General features: G+C 59.8%; 16 protein-coding genes and 1 pseudogene. 8 read left to right on the top strand and 9 right to left on the bottom strand.

Going from position 1 to position 16,481, the window contains the following annotated elements; genetic code table 11:
- Positions 1–315 precede the first annotated feature (315 nt).
- The 3 genes from ACE10X_RS03185 to ACE10X_RS03175 form a co-directional block, all read right to left on the bottom strand.
- A complete protein-coding gene (locus ACE10X_RS03185; RefSeq protein WP_011082896.1) occupies positions 316–1,374 on the bottom strand; it encodes a toprim domain-containing protein in 1,059 nt (352 codons plus the stop codon).
- Between the two features lie 56 nt (positions 1,375–1,430).
- Positions 1,431–3,524 (bottom strand): ParB/RepB/Spo0J family partition protein, encoded by a 2,094-nt coding sequence (locus tag ACE10X_RS03180; protein ID WP_014490278.1) that lies wholly within the window; start codon positions 3,522–3,524, stop codon positions 1,431–1,433.
- A gap of 172 nt (positions 3,525–3,696) precedes the next feature.
- Positions 3,697–4,893: a hypothetical protein gene (locus ACE10X_RS03175; RefSeq protein ID WP_026192137.1), complete on the bottom strand. Its 1,197-nt coding sequence runs from the start codon at positions 4,891–4,893 to the stop codon at positions 3,697–3,699.
- A gap of 382 nt (positions 4,894–5,275) precedes the next feature.
- Between ACE10X_RS03175 and ACE10X_RS03170 the strand changes: the two genes are divergently transcribed.
- Positions 5,276–5,434: a hypothetical protein gene (locus ACE10X_RS03170; RefSeq protein WP_016839828.1), complete on the top strand. Its 159-nt coding sequence runs from the start codon at positions 5,276–5,278 to the stop codon at positions 5,432–5,434.
- 361 nt (positions 5,435–5,795) lie between these two features.
- Positions 5,796–6,011 carry an AlpA family transcriptional regulator gene (locus ACE10X_RS03165; RefSeq protein WP_011082899.1) on the top strand — a complete coding sequence of 72 codons (216 nt, stop codon included), beginning with the start codon at positions 5,796–5,798 and terminating at the stop codon, positions 6,009–6,011.
- A 267-nt stretch (positions 6,012–6,278) separates the two neighbouring features.
- On the opposite strand, the gene ACE10X_RS03160 is transcribed toward ACE10X_RS03165, so the two are convergent.
- Genes ACE10X_RS03160 through ACE10X_RS03150 form a run of 3 tightly spaced genes read right to left on the bottom strand, consistent with a single transcriptional unit; the run spans position 6,279 to position 8,606 of the window.
- Complete coding sequence (locus tag ACE10X_RS03160; protein ID WP_011082900.1) at positions 6,279–7,685, bottom strand: exodeoxyribonuclease I; 1,407 nt, start codon at positions 7,683–7,685, stop codon at positions 6,279–6,281.
- A 7-nt stretch (positions 7,686–7,692) separates the two neighbouring features.
- Positions 7,693–8,214, bottom strand: a complete 522-nt coding sequence (locus ACE10X_RS03155) for an ImmA/IrrE family metallo-endopeptidase (protein WP_011082901.1) — start codon at positions 8,212–8,214, stop codon at positions 7,693–7,695.
- Positions 8,211–8,606, bottom strand: a complete 396-nt coding sequence (locus tag ACE10X_RS03150; protein WP_011082902.1) for a helix-turn-helix transcriptional regulator — start codon at positions 8,604–8,606, stop codon at positions 8,211–8,213. The genes ACE10X_RS03155 and ACE10X_RS03150 overlap by 4 nt, the downstream gene beginning before the upstream one ends.
- Before the next feature lie 134 nt (positions 8,607–8,740).
- On the opposite strand from ACE10X_RS03150, the gene ACE10X_RS03145 reads away from it, so the two are divergent.
- From ACE10X_RS03145 to ACE10X_RS03130, 4 genes are all read left to right on the top strand, one after another.
- Complete coding sequence (locus ACE10X_RS03145; RefSeq protein WP_011082903.1) at positions 8,741–8,962, top strand: DUF2188 domain-containing protein; 222 nt, start codon at positions 8,741–8,743, stop codon at positions 8,960–8,962.
- Positions 8,963–9,037: 75 nt separating this feature from the next.
- Positions 9,038–10,288: a nucleotidyltransferase gene (locus ACE10X_RS03140; RefSeq protein WP_011082904.1), complete on the top strand. Its 1,251-nt coding sequence runs from the start codon at positions 9,038–9,040 to the stop codon at positions 10,286–10,288.
- Positions 10,289–10,294: 6 nt separating this feature from the next.
- Complete coding sequence (locus tag ACE10X_RS03135; RefSeq protein WP_202557271.1) at positions 10,295–10,744, top strand: hypothetical protein; 450 nt, start codon at positions 10,295–10,297, stop codon at positions 10,742–10,744.
- The gene (locus ACE10X_RS03130; protein ID WP_375764044.1) at positions 10,728–11,864 is read left to right on the top strand and encodes an SAVED domain-containing protein; all 1,137 of its coding nucleotides are present in this window, start codon (positions 10,728–10,730) and stop codon (positions 11,862–11,864) included. The genes ACE10X_RS03135 and ACE10X_RS03130 overlap by 17 nt, the downstream gene beginning before the upstream one ends.
- Before the next feature lie 129 nt (positions 11,865–11,993).
- On the opposite strand, the gene ACE10X_RS03125 is transcribed toward ACE10X_RS03130, so the two are convergent.
- The 3 genes from ACE10X_RS03125 to ACE10X_RS03115 form a co-directional block, all read right to left on the bottom strand.
- Entirely contained in the window at positions 11,994–12,221 is a 228-nt protein-coding gene (locus ACE10X_RS03125) for a restriction endonuclease (RefSeq protein WP_071908403.1), read from the bottom strand.
- A 5-nt stretch (positions 12,222–12,226) separates the two neighbouring features.
- Positions 12,227–12,781, bottom strand: coding sequence for a restriction endonuclease (locus ACE10X_RS03120; RefSeq protein WP_011082907.1), 555 nt, complete (start codon positions 12,779–12,781; stop codon positions 12,227–12,229).
- 115 nt (positions 12,782–12,896) lie between these two features.
- The gene (locus tag ACE10X_RS03115; RefSeq protein WP_375764043.1) at positions 12,897–14,708 is read right to left on the bottom strand and encodes a hypothetical protein; all 1,812 of its coding nucleotides are present in this window, start codon (positions 14,706–14,708) and stop codon (positions 12,897–12,899) included.
- A gap of 286 nt (positions 14,709–14,994) precedes the next feature.
- On the opposite strand from ACE10X_RS03115, the pseudogene ACE10X_RS03110 reads away from it, so the two are divergent.
- Together ACE10X_RS03110 and ACE10X_RS03105 are read left to right on the top strand one after the other, a co-directional pair.
- Positions 14,995–15,183, top strand: a pseudogene (locus tag ACE10X_RS03110) (hypothetical protein); the annotation flags it as partial.
- A gap of 96 nt (positions 15,184–15,279) precedes the next feature.
- On the top strand, positions 15,280–16,419 hold the full coding sequence (locus tag ACE10X_RS03105; protein ID WP_223153803.1) for a 5'-methylthioadenosine/S-adenosylhomocysteine nucleosidase: 1,140 nt from the start codon (positions 15,280–15,282) through the stop codon (positions 16,417–16,419).
- Positions 16,420–16,481: the final 62 nt, after the last annotated feature.

The raw sequence follows: 16,481 nt of genomic DNA, 5'->3' as shown, positions 1-16,481 counted from the left end.
CTCGTCGGATCGACCGCGCCCATCGCGGCCTTCATGGCGACGAAAGCGGCAGGCGGAACGGACTTGCACCCGCAGCGCAGCGGAGGGCCGGAGCCTTGGCGGAGGACCGAAGGGGGCCGACTATTTTGTCTCGCGATGTAAAGGCGGCTCTGCCGCCGACGGAAAATAGTCGGCCCACGAGGTTGCCGGTCCGGGCCGCCTGCCGCCCGATCACCCTCTCAGAAGGCCGTGGGGCAGTCCTCTGGCGCCGAGGGGAAACACGTTCACCGACCGTGCGGTAACGAAGCGGCCGCGTCGCCCCTCATCCCGTTTCGGCTATGCCGCCAGCTCCATAAAGCGCGCGACGTCCTGCGCCGCGATCTGTACGCGGCTTGCGGCCCGAAGGGCGTCAAATCCGAGCAGGCGAAGATCCTCGTTGAAGTCGCCAAGCTGTGGCGAGATCACGATTGCCTCGATGCCGGCCTCCTGCGCCCGATCCATCAAGGTCGCCATGGCGCCGTCACCGGCAGGATCGTCGTCCCGGGCGATGTAGAGCCGGCGGAGCGTATCCGGAAGAAGGACGGCGGAGAGATGCGCTGCCGAGAGAGCTGCGACCATCGGCATGGTCGGCAGGGCGCAGCGGAGCGACAGCATCGTCTCGATGCCCTCACCGGCCGCCATGACTTCACCAGCGACGCCAAATCGAACAGCGTGACCAAGCAGGTCGCCCATCGCCCGCTTTGGCGTGTCGATTGGCGCCTTGCCCAGCGTCGCCTCGCTGAAACCATGCGGGTCGAGCCAGGTGCGGTGTACGCCAGCCAGCTCGCCGGACAGATCGGTGACGGCGGCGATCATCGCCGGCCAGGTCTCGGTCGGGCTGTGGTCGTCGGGCCGGTAGTAGCAACGTGGGTGAAAGCGCAGGCTTCCGGTTTCGTGCAAAGACGTAATGCCGCGATTGCGGAGATACGCTTCTATGAGTGTGCGTTCGATCGGCTGCGACATGGCAAAGAGCCGACGAGCGGCCTCCGGCGATCCTCGTGCCGCGCTGGAATTGCGGAGCCGCGGCTGATTGGGCTCGGGCTCTGGATGCGGCAAGCTGAGAAACAAGCGCGCCTCGTCGAGGACGTTCTTGAAGTCGACCAGGCGGCAACTCTCGCGAATGACATCGAGCAAATCGCCATGTTCCCCGGTGGCGGCATCGGTCCATTTGCCGGCGGCTCCCTTCGCCGACTGCTTGAGCCGCACGAACATTGAGCGGCCAGGCGTATTGCGGACGTCGCCGACGAGCCAATAGCTACCTTCCCGTCGTCCGGCAGAGAGGTAGTGACGGCACACGGACTCAGCCTGCCGGCCGAGACGCCGTGCGAGATCGTGTGCGTTATCGGCCATCGTCATCCCCAAAAAGAAAAGGTCCGCCGTCGCCAGCGGACCTTGTTGTTGCTCTCGACGGCTTATTCGGCTGCCATAATCTGCTCACCGGCTCGCTGATTGTGGGCGGTCCGCTCTTCTTCGTCTTCCAGTTTGTTTTCGCTAGGCTGCTCTGGAGTTTCCTCGACTATAGATTCGACCGCCGGTTCGTCGCCAATGGCTCGGCCCAGCGTGCGAAGCGGTTCGGGCAGCCAGGCCGTGTCGGTGAGCAAGGTCTGCGCCTCGGCAGCCATGTCACCCTTCTTCAGATGCTCGATCCGATCGGCGGCGCGCTGCCCTTTTGCCTCCACCACGGCCTGGAGGATTCGCGTCTTCGTCACCCGACCGAAGAAGTTGTCTACGGTCGGTTTCCACCCCGCCGCAGCCATGTCGAGATCGACAGCCCGGGCGAGACGGTCGGCGTGAGCGAGCGCACGCGGCCGCCGATTCCAGGGTTCATGCACGGCGTTGACCGACAGGCTGACGACATGGGCAAAGAGCATCGCCTGGCTGTCGCCGTCCCACGCCTGAAGTGCGTCCCAGAGGTCGGCCGATTCCTTCGGCAAAGCCTTCGCCCAGCGCTCGTGCCGAGCGCGGATCGCCTCGGCTAAGGCGCTGTCGTTCAGGCCGAGCGCCTGGGCGCCGAAACTCACGCTCTTCAGATCCAGCTCCAGGCAGCTATCCGAGCCGTAGTGGTAGAAGGTCTTCAATGTCAGAGCATGCAGGGCCGCATGAAAGGCGACCTGCGGCTGCTCACCGAGGGCATGACGCAGGCCGAGTGTCCGATGGGTGGTGAGCTCGGTCATCAGCCGGTCGGAGATGGGCGAAAGGCCCTCGTCCTCCTCCTGCTCGGCGCCGGGCTCGACCGACACGTTGCGCTCGCCGCCTTCGTAGCTCGCGGCCTTGGCCCGTTCGGCCTCACCATCTTCTTCAGCAAGACCGGGCTCCGGCTCCGCCGACGGTTCGTCTTCGGGCCGGACGTAGCCGCGCTCAACACGAAGCTCGCCTTCAGCGCCAATGCTGACGAAGACGCCTGCGCGCACGATCTCGGCCGGGTCGAAAACAACCGGCCGGCTCTCGAGCCCCTCCAAAGCTGTTTCCAGCTCGGACAACCGTTCGTCGACCTCGTCGGGCAGTTCATCGGCGTCCGCGTGTTTCTCAGACAGCTGATCGAACTCTGCTTGCAAGGCGTTGCGGGCCGCTTCCTCCTCGGCAGTGAGGGTGACGATCTCGCCGCGAAGTTGTCGCAGACCGAAAGCGTGGCCGTAAGCGAAATCGGGGGCGACCTCGGTCCACTTCCAACCCTCGGCGGCAATCGTCTCGGATTCCGCCTTCAGCTTGTCGGCCACCATCTGGTCGACGAGCGCGACATCCTGCATCCAGCCGCCATCGTCGCCCTGAAACAGATCTCGCAGCACCGTGCCACCGGCGGCAGTATAGGCGTCAACCCCGATGAACAGCGCCCGCTTGTCGGAAGCGCGGACCGCGCCTTCTGTCAGCATGCGGCGGATGACGTAGGGCTGCTTGTCGTGGGACGCCTTCAGCCGCTCGAACACAACTTCCTGACGCTCGTGGTCGCCAGATACAGCGAAGGCCATGAGCTGGTCGAGCGTCATGCCGTCCTCCGCATAGACGTCGAGCAGCGTCGGCGAAACCGACGCGAGCTTGAGGCGTTGCTTGACGACGTTGACGGAGACGAAGAAGGCGGCAGCGATCTCCTCCTCCGACTGGCCCTTTTCGCGCAGCGCCAGGAATGCCCGGAACTGGTCGAGCGGATGAAGCGGAGCGCGCTGGACGTTCTCGGCGAGCGAGTCTTCCTCAGCGATGCCGCTATCGCGGACGACGCAGGGCACCGGGGCGGTCTTGGCGAGGCGCTTCTGCTTGACGAGCAGCTCCAGCGCGCGGTAGCGCCGGCCGCCAGCCGGGATCTCGAACACGCCGGTCTCGGCGCCGACCTGGTCGACGACGGGCCGGACACTGAGGCCCTGCAGAAGGCCCCGGCGGGCGATGTCCTCTGCTAGCTCCTCGATCGAGACGCCGGCCTTCACGCGCCGGACGTTCGACTGACTCAGCACGAGCCTGTTGAAGGGGATATCGCGCGAGGGCGAAAGGGTGATCTTGCGAACGGTAGTCGCCATGGGATGATACTCCGCGACGGGCGCCGAGAGCCTCTCTCTCGACATCAACTCGTCACGAAGCGCAGCGCCGCCCTCTCACTTTGGAGGGCGGCGTCGCAAAGCCAACGAACAGGAAAGACGGAAAGCCTCGGAACCGGAAAAGCACCGTTCCGTATCTCCGGTTGTCCGGGAATCAGGCCGCGCGGTCGAGCAGCTTCTTCGCCCGTGCCTCCATGTCGAGTCGTGCGTCCTGATGAGTCTTGTCGCGCGCGACGGCTGTGATGCCCTGGACGAAATCAAACACGCTCTCGGGCTTCCGGCCTTCCTCGGACAGAACTGTGTCGATGATCTTCGCCGTCTCGGTCTTGGAGAAGCCGCCCTTGCGCAGAAACTCGCTGCGGTCCTCGTCGGTCCGGGCGACGATCCGCTCCCGCGCCGATTTGATGCCGTTGACGAAGGGCATCGGCGAAGAGTTCGCGAAGCGTGTCAGCGCCGGCGCCGCCTCATGGGCGAAGCGCGTCGCGGCGTATTTCGAATGGCGGATGGTGATCTCCTCGAAATCCTGAACACCCCACAAATTCCGATTCTGACAGACGGCGCGAAGATAGAAGCTCGCTATGCCGAGCGTCTTCGCGCCCACCTCGGAATTCCAGCAGTAGAAGCCGCGGAAGTAGAGGTCCGGCAAGCCGTCGGGCAGCCGGCCGGCCTCGATCGGATTGAGGTCGTCGACCAGAAACAGGAAGACATCGCGATCGGAGGCGTAGAGCGTCGTCGTATCCTGGGTGATGTCGACGCGCGGGTTGTAAACGCCAGTCGACCAATCAAGCACGCCTGGGACCTTCCAGCGCGTGTCACCCGTGCCATTGCCGGCGATGCGCTGAACAGCTGCCACGAGTTCGTGGTCAAATATACGCCCATATTCCGGACCCGTCGCGGCGCGAAGCTCGAGGCGACTGCCCTGCACCTCAAGCGTTTTTATCTGCTCGGCTCGATGAAAGCTGAGGCCGAACTGCAGGTTGATGCCAGCGAGCGGTGCCGGAAGCTGACGGAGGTAAGCCGCCGGCGCTCCGACCAAGCTGGCAAGTTGACCGAAGCTCCAATGAGTCGGCGCGATCGGCGCGTCGCAACCGGGTAGCATCAGCGTCAGGCGCTCGGCATCGTCGCGGTTGGCCTCCACTCGGATCGCGGTGCTCTCGACCGTTCGGGTCCGGCTGCGCTCGCTCCGGCTGCGCACGGCGGAGTAGAGATCCGACAAGGACAGATAGCGTTCGTCCGCCGGCCGCGAGAACCATTCGGATGAAACGCGGCCGATGCGCTCGCCGCGACTCACATCCACCTTGTAGCCGCCGGCGCAGTCGTGGGCAGCGATCAAAACTTCTGCTTGGGTCATGGGACAATCTCCATGACGGGCGCCGGAGGCCTCTCCTCCGATCATCAACCCGTCACGGCGAAGCCGATCCGTCCTCTCACTCTAATGGGGGCGTTGCGGGGTCTCCCCGCAGAAGGGGGTGCGTCGGCGACCGCGGCGCCGACCAGGGGGAAGGCTTTCCCCTCAAAGGCGCACCGCCGGAATTCGCCATATCATCGGAGCAACAGGCTGCGTAACCCGATGGACCAGCTCGGAAAGTTAGTGCGCGCGCAAACAAGGGGAACTGAACATCGGAGCCAACTGGCGGGTGCTTTCGCCATTTTCATACGACAGCTTGACTTGACGTCCCACACACCGGCAGAACGATCCTCCACAGACCACAACGTCAGCGATTGAAACGAAAATGACGTTCGATATCAGGGGCAGCATCAAGAATACGAAGATCAGCTCGAACCTGTATGTCGTTTTTGAGGAACCGATCTCAAATGCGACCGACTCATTCCTTATCCGCAAGCACGAAGACGCCTCTGAAACGGACATGCTGGTTGAAATCGACGTCTAATTTATTCGAGCTGACATGCTCGACGACCGAGAGTCCATGATCGTTTCCTGCAAAGACAACGGATACGGGTTGGGAGACGATCAGCTCAAGGCATTTCTAACCAAAGACACTTCCTACAAGGACGACCTTCCGATCTTCGCGATTGGTCAGTGTACCTGCGGCCGAGAGCCGCAAGTATTTTTGCTACGCTCCGTTACGCTATCTTGCGGCTATCAACGCAGGCTGACGCGTTAACTCGCTCGCGTTTGACGCGAGCTATGCGGGGTCATCGAGAATATCGTTTTCTTCCGTCATTCTGGGTGCCAACATCTCAGTCATCTCGACCGTGACGTTTCGTGCGGCGGAGTGATGGAGAAGACGAATGACGGAGTCCAAATTCCTGACACCGGAGGAAGTGTCTGCACGATACCGTGGCGAGGTCTCCGTGGGTACGCTGCGGAATTGGCGCGCAATGCGAACTGGGCCTGCATACATCAAGATCGGCAAAGCCGTCTTATACCCGGTGGACGAGCTTGACGCATGGGATCGGGGAAATCTGGTGATTTGTAGTGCGTCGAAAGAACTGAACGTGAGCTAGCTTGAGAAAAACAAAATCGCGCTCTAATATGATGACTCAATCCGCTGGCACGCTCGAGACAACGACTCGGTTGCTGTGCTCGGAATGATAGGGAGCTAAAATCGCGAACCGCGCTGCGTTTCCCCTGTTCAGCGGTGCACCGTCAGACCACCGCTTTCATCATAAGTCGGCTCAACACTGACGCCATGTCCTCGCGGCACTCCGTCCGTGACCAAATACTCAGCGCAGAGAAGGCGACGTTGAGTTGAGCGCTCCGAACCGGTCGGTTCAGGCAATCAGCCGTGTCCGATAGGCCTCAAGCCGCGCCAGTCGATCCTGCAGATACGTGCGATATTGGATCAGAAGATCATCTGGACTGGCGAACTCGCCAAGCACCCTTTCCGTCTCTGCCATCGCCTGATCGATGGTGAGGCAGCCCGAACCGTCGCCTGTCATCTGATCGGTCAAGTAGCGCTCGACCTCCAATCGAGTAGGTTCGGGGAGAACCGAGCGCGCTTCGAAATAGATCAACCGGAGCCCGAACCAGCGCAGTCGCTCGTCCTCCATGCCCTGGACGATCGCGAGGCGGTCCTCCCATCGCGCATCGTGGAACGCGGCAATGCGTGCCTCATCAGCAGGACCGGGAAAGCCGCTATAGATGCGCTCTTCGAGGTGCGGAGATAATGCGTAGGGCTCGCGCGCAGCCATGTAAGCAGCCACAAGCCGCGCGCACAGACCAGTGTCCGCCTTCATGAGACAGGCCCGGTCTCCGGTGGCGCCCATCGAACCGCCATCCAGCATATGCTCGGGAGCGTCGTAGAACGCCGTCAGCGTGGGCGCGGCATTGATCCTGAAGCGACGAATCGGACTTGGCTTCTGCGTCAGATGAACTTGCAGTTCGAGATCGCTCATCGCGGCAAGCCGGCCCATGTCTTCGTTGAGACTCAAGCAAAGCCGGCCATTGGCCTGATCGGGATCCCTGCCGATGCAGACGACCGACGTATGATAAGCTTGGCCGCCGAAAAACTCGGTCAACACGAAGCCGTCTTCGACCTCAATGAAATCCGCGACGGTCGCTTTGTTCGAGAAGCGCACGAAGCGCTGCCACAACTCCGGAGACCTTCGATAGACCAATCGGCTCAGTTCGAGCGTCGCAAGCACATCGGACATCGCGTCGTGTGCCCGAGCATGTGCGACGCCATTTGCCGCCGCCAACTGTTGCAAGCGAAATGTCCGCCGCCCTTCTTCGCTGACCGGCACAACTAGTTGCGCAGGCGACACGGCATCGGCGGCCATCACCAGACTGAGCGCATCGGCGCGGCAGTTTCGATGATTACTTGTCAGATATGCCGGATATAGGCACTGGAAGAGGGCGTGGCGCAGCATCTCCTCGTCGAAGCGGATGGAGTTGAAGCCGACGAAAACCGCAGGGCTCCAGGAAATCAAGGTCCGGCGAATATCTCCTACCATGGTGTAGTGCGACGGCAGGCTGGAATCAGTCAACGACTCGATCGGCAATCCGTTCGTCCGAAGCGCCGAAGGATGGGGAAGCACATGTGGCTGAAGGCGCGAGCGCGTCTCGAACCGAGCCACCTCGTTCAGGTTTTCATCGGTGCGAACAGCGGCGAAGTGGAGAATCTGATCGAAGCCACGCTTAAGCCCCGTCGTCTCGGTGTCGAAAAAGACGAAGCTCATGGGTGTGCTACCAACGAGTCAACCGGAAACGCATCGCCGCCGGGCTTACCCTAAACCGGCGCGCGAGACCCTCAATCGCTGCCTCGTCCTCGAGATCCACACCACCGCCTTCCAAGACGGCGGCTAAGAGGTCGCCGGGGATCAACAGCTCTGAGGCGAAGGCGTTGGCTTCGATCTCTATCGGTTCGGTTCCGAGCGCTGAGATATCATCTCGGAAGAGAACGCGTATCCCCTTGTCGACGTGAACGGCTTGTCTGATGTCTTCGTCGTGCAGCACATGATGGGCGAGTTCATGGGCGGCGGAAAAACGCTGGCGGTTGGGATGATGTAGCGCATTGACGCCGATGATGCCGATGCCGTCCTTGATATAGGCCATGCCCGAAAGATCCTCCTCCAGCGGTGCGTACTGAAGGACGATCTTGCGCGATTTAATGATGCGTTCGACAGGGACGGGCGGCGCTGAAACGCCGAACTCCCGAAGGATCGAGCGCGCAGCTTCGCGCGCTCGACCTGGATCAGCGTCCCTCACGATCCGACCTTAGAGCCGCGGCGTGGCGCGAGCGCGCTGCTGATCAAATCAGCGACCTGGGCGCCCGCGTTCTCGGACAGCGACTCCTTCGAAAGCTTCTCATTGACCAGCGTCATCTTCAATTCCTCCCCGATGGACTTATGCGGCATTGGCGGCAGCAGGTCGGCGACCTTCGCGAAATCAAGCGCGGTGGCGAGGGCATAGACATGGTGCAGCAATATGTTCTGCCGGCCGCTCTCGATGTTGGCGATCGACGCGCGAGACATCTTAACTTTGCTCGCCAACTGGGCCTGGGTCAGCGAAAGAGCCTTGCGCCGCGTCGAGACCGCGTTGCCGAACGCTATATAGACCGGATTGCCCGCCATCGCCGATGTTTGCGCTGCTTCGGGCATAATGTCAATCCCGCAAACATTATGTGCTTATTACAAACTTACTAGTGTGATCATTACTTGACATATTGGCCAATCTCAGGAATCCATATCCCGCCGGAGAGCGCGACGCTCACCGACGAGGCGAAGGAACCGAGATGTCGAAGCGCATTCATGTCGTGCCGCACGAATCAGGTTGGGCAACCCGACGTGAGGGGGCGTTGCGGGTGGGGTCCACCCATCACACCCAAGCCGAGGCGACGGAGGCGGCGCGTAGCACTGCGCTTCGCGAGCACGGCGAAGTCGTCATCCACCGTCCCGATGGCCGCATTCGCGACGCCAACTCCTACGGAAACGATCCCTTCCCGCCGAAAGGATAACCCAACGGATCGCTCACCAGGGCGATCCGGTCGGATCGGCGCGCGGAGGTCATTCAAAGAAGAGGACCAATATCGATGTCGAATTTTCCGTCCCTGCGCCGCGATGATCGGCCTGATGATCCCTTTGCCGACCCGCTGGACGCGGTACTCGCCGAGCTTGCCATCAATATTCAGCTTCCGCCCGGCCTGCATGCCAAGGCGGTCGAGCGATATGAGGCGGTCCGACGCTACATCGAACGACCCGGTAGTCCGCTCGAAGGCAGGGTCGCCTGCTTCTATCCCCAGGGCTCCATGGCAATCGACGCAACCACGTCGACCCGCGGCACGGACGACGAGTACGATCTCGATATCGTCGCCGAGATCGAAGGCCCCGACCTCGGTCCCGAGGCGCTGCTGGATGACCTGGAAGCCGCACTCGAGAGCTACCCGGTAAGCAAGGTCGTGCGCCAAACTCGGTGCATCACGCTCTACTACGCCGACGGCATGCATCTTGACATTACGCCGTCGCGGCGGCGGGCGCCGAAGGAGAAGGAAGGCGAGATCCCGCATGCGAAGAAGGGGACTCGCAGCGACCCGGCGCGCTATGTGCCGATGAACTCATATGCCTTCGGGAAGTGGTATTGCGCCCGAACGCCTACCGAGGAGCGGTTCGCGCTGGCGCTGAATCGTCAGCTGTACGAACAGGCCGGAATCGCCTTCGCCGCAGCGGACGTCGAGGACGTTCCGCCGCAAACGCCGCTCATCATCAAGAGCGTGACGACGGTCGCGCTGCAGCTAATCAAGCGGCACCGCAACATCGCCTACGCGACCGAGACGGGCCGGATCCCGCCATCGGTGATGTTGTCGTGCCATGCCGGCCATGCCGCCCGTCCGGGCATGAGGCTTGCGGAAATGCTGATCCGGCAGGCGCGCTGGACGGCCCGCGCGATCGACGACGCCGCGAAGCGCGGCCAGCTCCTGGTCGTGCCCAACCCCGAATTTCCGGTCGAGCGTTTCACCGACCGTTGGCCAGAATCTCAGCTGCAACAGACAACCTATTCTCGCCACCTGCACACCCTCGCTAACGGGCTCGAAGCCGCCCGCACCGGCGACGTGCAGCTGGAGGACTTGCAGGAGTGGTTGCGCGGGCAGTTCGGGGACCGGGTCGTCACGCGTTCTGTCAAAGCTTTCAACCAGCGGCTCGGGCGCCAAGTTCAATCACGGCAGCATGGTTATACGCGCTCCGGCGGCCTGTTCGTTCCCGCCGCGCCGGCGATCATCGGCGCGGCGACCAGCCTGGCGCCAGTCGCGGCTCGCGCACACACCAACATGGGAGAGCGCCGATAAGTGGTGATGACGGTCGACGCCCAGATCACTGACATGGCTTCCTTGTGGCCGAACTTGAAACTCATCGGCCGCCACGGCGCAATCGCGGCGTGGCAGGGCCCTCTCCGGCCTTTGCTTCAGACGTTTCAGGTCGAGATCACTTATCGAGCGCCGCTGGTGATCGAACGGCTCGACGTGCGCATTCTCCAGCCACGCGTCAAAGTCTTGTCACCGCCGTTACGGCACCGTCCGGGCGACCCGGAGGGTAGGCTCCCTCACGTGTACTACGGTTCGGATGGCGAAGTGACGCTATGCATGCTCGATCCCGATTCCGACGATTGGTCGCCGTTCGACAGCCTCTCGCAGACAACTGTGCCCTGGGTGATCGAGTGGCTTGCCGCTTACGAGGGCTGGCGCGCAACGGGTCAATGGACAGCGAGCGGCCGCCACGTCGTAGCAGGTGGCGTCGGTGTCTAAGAGCAGCATTCCGCAAAAGGTCCAATCGGCGCTGTGGGCGCGGGCTGCTGGCCGCTGCCAATATCGTGGATGCAATACTGATTTGGTCGGCGACCTGGTGGCCGGGCGGCAAGACGGGATCTTCGGCTTCATCGCACACATCGTGGCTGACGTCGAAGGCGGCCCGCGCGGCGATCCGATCCGGTCGACTCAGCTCGCGCGTAGTCTGGAAAATCTAATGTTGATGTGCGCCCGACATCACAAGCTGATCGATCTTGACGCCGTCGCCGATCATCCGGAATCTGTTCTGCTAACTATGAAAGCCGAGCACGAGGGCCGGATCGCGATCGTTGCCGGCATCGACGAAGACCGGGCATCTCACGTCATCAGGTTTGGGGCGAGCATTTGTGACAACGAGGCGCTTGTATCGACGCAGGCGATCTTTTCGGCGATGCCGCCCGACCGCCACCCAGCCAGCGGCCAGAGGTTGGATCTTGAAATGGTAGGCTGTGCGTTTCGAGACAACGAGCCTGCCTATTGGACGGTCCAGCGCGAGAACCTGAGACGCCAGTTCGAAGCGAAGGTGCGAGGCCGCGTAGAGCGACAGGAGATTAGGCATCTAAGCGTATTCGCACTCGCACCGCAGCCGCTGCTGATCGAGCTTGGCTGGCTGCTCTGCGATATCGTTCCGGCCGTCGTTCATCAAAGGCATCGCGAACCCGCGAGTTGGCGATGGGCGTCCGATGGCCCCCCGATCACATTCCAGGTCACCGAACCGGATATCGGGCTGTCAGGCTCGGTCGCGCTAAAGCTCGGTGTCAGCGCTACCGTGACCGACGCGCGACTCCAGGCGGTTCTCGGCGACGAAGCCGCGATCTGGTCGCTCTGCGCGGATCAACCTCACAACGACGTCTTGCGGCGAGCTGACGATCAGGCCGCATTTCGGCGCGAACTCCGACGGCTCTACGACCGCATCAAGGCTCGGCATGGCGAGGGAACGCTGCTGCATGTTTTTCCCGCGCTTCCCGCCTCCCTGGCGGTCGAGGTCGGCCGCGTCTGGATGCCCAAATCGGATCTTTCCCTCCGGCTCTACGACAACAATCGATCGCACGGGTTCATACGGACCTTCGATATTCCCTAAACCCGATGCGACAAGCGCGCGGACATCTTCCTGTCCGCAATCCTCCTCGCCGCTGCGATTACCTGGTGGATCAATTAAGTCCGGACCCAAGCCCTCTCTCGTAGAGGCATGTATCCGAACGGGAGAAGCCTATTTTTTCAGGAGGCCACCAAGCCACTTTTGAAGGCTGTCACCGTTCATCAATTCGAGACGCGTCGGCAGAAAGGGAGTTATGAACGGATCAGATATTAGCCTTGGCGGAAAGTCCGACGTTGTAGTCAGGATTCCCTTAGAGGCATTCTGCTCCCCGCTGAGTACGCCCAGCAATGCACGAATGTCATCATATGAAACCTCGTTCCTCGGCTTATACGCCTTCACCGATCCTATGATCTTGATGCAACCAACCCCCTTCGAACAGCTATGACATCCCGTCCGTGATCCCCTGAGCGTGGCGTTAATGTCACCTCGTCGAACCCCGCTTTATCGAAGGCACCAGCGACGATCTCTTCCCAACGCGTCGCAGAAAGTGAATACGCTTGGCTCCAATCCGATTGCAGGCTTGCTACAATTTCATACCAAACCGCTGAGTTTGCCTTTATTAGAAATCCCTCTGCCGTTTTACGATCTGCCAGGACGATCTTGTGATCTGGTGTAATGATTCCCGCTACTCGCAACTCCGCTTGCTTATTCCCCTCGGAAAACCGCCGAGCGATAAACGACTCGAACACTGACGGAAGCCTGTCTTCGTAGATCAAGTCAGTAATTTTGATCTTCTCTGGTGGAATTTCCAGATTCCTAAAATCCACTAGTCGTGTGAACTCTAAAAGAATCGGAAACGCTAATTTCTGCGCAATAGGAAACAGCTTAACGGGCATGTAGAATATCAGTTGCTGCGCTAGGCGAACCCTTACCTCTTCCATCTGCTGCAAAGTAAGCATGGCACGCGCTCTTTACTACAACTGCGCATAGGTTAGCAGTCAGCCGGCTGTCGGGCCTTAACAGCCGGAATAGCCAAATCGCAGTTTCGAATACCGACTCCGTGATCAGCGCCTGCTAAGTTTGACAGATCACGTATCCATGTGCGTTCATTTCGGTACACGCCGAGAAGAATGACATCAACAGCCAATAGAGCTGAACGAAGTATGGGTCTGGCGCTTGGCCGGCTGCGACTTCCTTTAGCGCCTCTTCAACAGCACCGCGGCTCAGCGAAGAGGTCACGATGAAGACCCGACGAATTGCATCCGGCGCAAGCCGCACTTGAGCGAATTCGTTCATTAGCTCGTCGGCATCGCCTCGGACAATCCTCTTGATCCGGGTTTTGACTCCGCTACCGCTTACATACTTGCTGTTCCAACCACGAATTTTCGCTTCCATCGATTCCGGCGGAAGGCTCATACGCTGCAAGTTCTTAATTGCTTGGCTCACGGAGATATGGAACGGCCCAGCACCGAGCGATAGTGGACCATGCTTTGCGTGATAAAAGGTAATTCTAGGCGGGCTGCTGGAGTTGTTTAGCCCAATATAGTCCGCCCATTCGTCGCCAAGATCGTCGCACACAAGCACATCGTCCCCGTCCGCAACACTCGCTTCGATCACACCGAAAGTGGAGTCAGCATCAAAGGTGGCCTTTCGCGTCGAAAAGTTACCCTTTTCATCAGTCACTCCGTCTAGGAGCGGATCAGAGCGCAAATGGCGCAACAGGGCTGCGCCACCATCTACAAAGCCTTCGTCGCGGAACAAGGTCCCGTCGATGTAAGCTAAAGAGAGGGCGTCGAACAGCAATATGAACTTATCCTCGCGATCGATGTAGCGTCGGAGCGAGATCCGATTTGGATCGTGACCGAGAGCATACTCTGTACTTTCGACCTCGATGCCGGCAGTGATCGGCAATTGCAAGTCACGCAATGCTACGCGAGCTTGGTTGATTGCAATTGCTCCAACCGAATCAGCACCGTCGAAGATATCCATCCTCTTTCCGTCGCCGCTGACCCTAAACGCACGATCGAGCTCATTTAACGCTGCATCGATTTCATGCTTGGAGAGTTGAGTGAGTCTACCGCTATCTTCATGTACAAGTCTGATTTCGCGATCGACATGGATCGCATCAACAAATCCCGCAACGTCGACGGCAAAACTTGTTGGACGCGCGGTGCCGCCAATACTCGCCAAATCGATAGCGCGGGCTAAGGTACGGAGAAAGCTGGCAGGTGCAGCTCTTCCACCTACCAGCTCGTCAATTACAGATTTCGCGTACTCCACAAGTGCGAGGTGATCGACCCGATCAGACCGCTGCCCTATCCTGCCGGTGCTAGGAGTTGTAGAATAGTGGTCAGTTCCCGACCGGACCGCGTACGCCTGGGGCACATACCGGTTTGCGCCAGCAGGCCCGACAACATTTTGTAGGTCATCGGCTTCGAACGTTTTACTCCTCATCACGTGCTTGGAGACCGACATGTTTCGAAGCCGAATCTTTTCGAACACCGCTCCCTGCCGTGCGACCGCACGATCCACGCGTTCGGCTGATACTCGACCGAGATAGCGGGTGAAAAATCCTGCCGGAAGATCGAGCTTGGATTTAAGAATCGCGAGATGATCGCGATATTCGATCAAAAGAATAAATCCGCAGATTCGTTCTCGGATTCCTGCGTCTTCGGTTAAGAATGAAGGCGAGCGGTCATAGAGGAAGGAGATCGCAGACCAACGCGCGCGCCCAGCTTGGACGCGCCGATGGTAGAATATGTTTTGGGAGGCCGAGGGCTGGCTTGCCCGAACTTGGCGAAAAAGGTCATCCAATGCGGCATTGCTCATCTGCCGCTTAAGAATGTGAAAATTTGCTGTTTTTGCAACGCGAAGAGAGTCGATCATCCATCCCCCGTCGCGTTTCCGCGCGGAAGTACGCCATGTCAATTAAGACGGACCTTCAATATGATCAACTTAAGCGCGAATGCCTCCACGATGCAAATGGAAAGAACATGCCCCCCGCAAAGAAGAGTTAGAAGGCTACTCGATGTCGCGCAGCTCTAGACGGCCTGCTCAATAGCAACGTTAGCCACAAAGTGTCGGCTTATCGACACGTATCCGGTTGATGGGCGTTGAAGGCTATGATCTCTTGACTACGGGGCGACGGCATGCGGAGCGTGCTTGAGGTGCTATGCGACGACAACCCAGTGATCGTTCGATAAAGATTCTGTTCGCTTCTTCGGGGGGCCTATGCGCTTTCCCGGGATGTACAACGCAGCTCGTTCAGCCTCAATCTCGCGCATTACTGGGCGAACTCTGCCACATTCGTGCGGCCTCTCCCGGGGGGCCGAGATTCGATCCCGCGCAATCCGAAGAGTCGCGCAACGACGCAGACAACTTGATCATCCTATGTCCAACGCATCATCGTTTGGTCGATCAGGATCCGACCACTTACACAGCGGATTCGTTGCTTCTCATGAAACGGCGCCATGAGAGCCGCGTCGCAGCATTTCTCAGCTCGGTTGCTGTCGAGCTTACTGACAAGCAGGCTACCGACCTCTCGCGACAGGTGGAGGACGAATCAGTCGACTTCGCAGTTGTCGTCGCGTTGCGGAAGGAATTGGCTGCGCTTAAGCATTATTTTCCTGAGCTGGTACCGATTTCGTCGACATCGGATTCGACCCGCACGTACCTTCGCGGAACGATTCCAACAAGACGCGGCGGCTCGTATCGAGTTGTTGCCACTCTCCTTCATTCGATGGGAAATCTCGATGCCGCACATGCGACATCGGACCTCATCCACAAATGGAAGCCGCGATTTGTACTTGTGAATGGAATTGCTGGTGGAATCTCTAGAAAGGATCAGGGCTTCGGCGATATCGTGGCCTCGAACTCCATTTTCTATTATGAGCTCTCGAAGGTTCGACCCAATCATCAGGAGCATCGAGCTCGGCAATTTCAGGCGGACCCCATCCTCGTGGATGGAATACTGAACTTGACCGACTCAACGTGGCGCGCACATTTGCCTTCAAGGCCCGATGGGAAAAGCGCGAGCGCCATCGAGCCGAGAATTCATGTCGGACCAATTGCCTCTGGAGAGAAGGTGATTGCTTCAAGCGAGGCTGCCCAAGAGCTTCGGTCGTTGCAACGCGATCTCATCGCAATTGAGATGGAGAGTGCAGGAGTCGCTTCTGCGGCATTCAGCGCTGTCAAGAAGGTGGGATTCTTGACGATCCGAGCCATCTGCGACTTCGCCGACGGCAAAAAGAATGACATGTGGCAAGAGTACGCAGCGTATTCCGCGGCTTCGTGCTTGCGAAGCTTCATTGAGTCGCGCCCAGTTTCCCTCTCGGAGGGGGCGTGGCCGAAGTCCGTTGCTTCGGTAGCGGCAACGAAGTCGCGTATTTCGATAGCTCAACGTAAGAAATTGTTCGATGAGCTGTGTACGGCGTTCGATATGGAAGAGTTTAAGAACCTTTGCTTTCTCCTGGGCGTGGACATTGACGAAATTCCCGGCGACCGCAAATCGGCCCGGGTCAGAGAGCTAATTTTACTGTTCGAGCGGCGCGATACGTTGCACGTATTGGAGGAAGCCGTCGATGAAAGGACACGTTAACGGAAAACCTGAGCATTCAGGCTGATGCTTTCGGCGGTGTCCGTAAGCCGTCGATACGCACT

The organism is Bradyrhizobium sp. Pha-3 (assembly GCF_042258325.1).
In the GTDB taxonomy this organism is placed as follows: domain Bacteria; phylum Pseudomonadota; class Alphaproteobacteria; order Rhizobiales; family Xanthobacteraceae; genus Bradyrhizobium; species Bradyrhizobium elkanii.
This window is presented reverse-complemented; position numbering and strand designations above follow the sequence as displayed.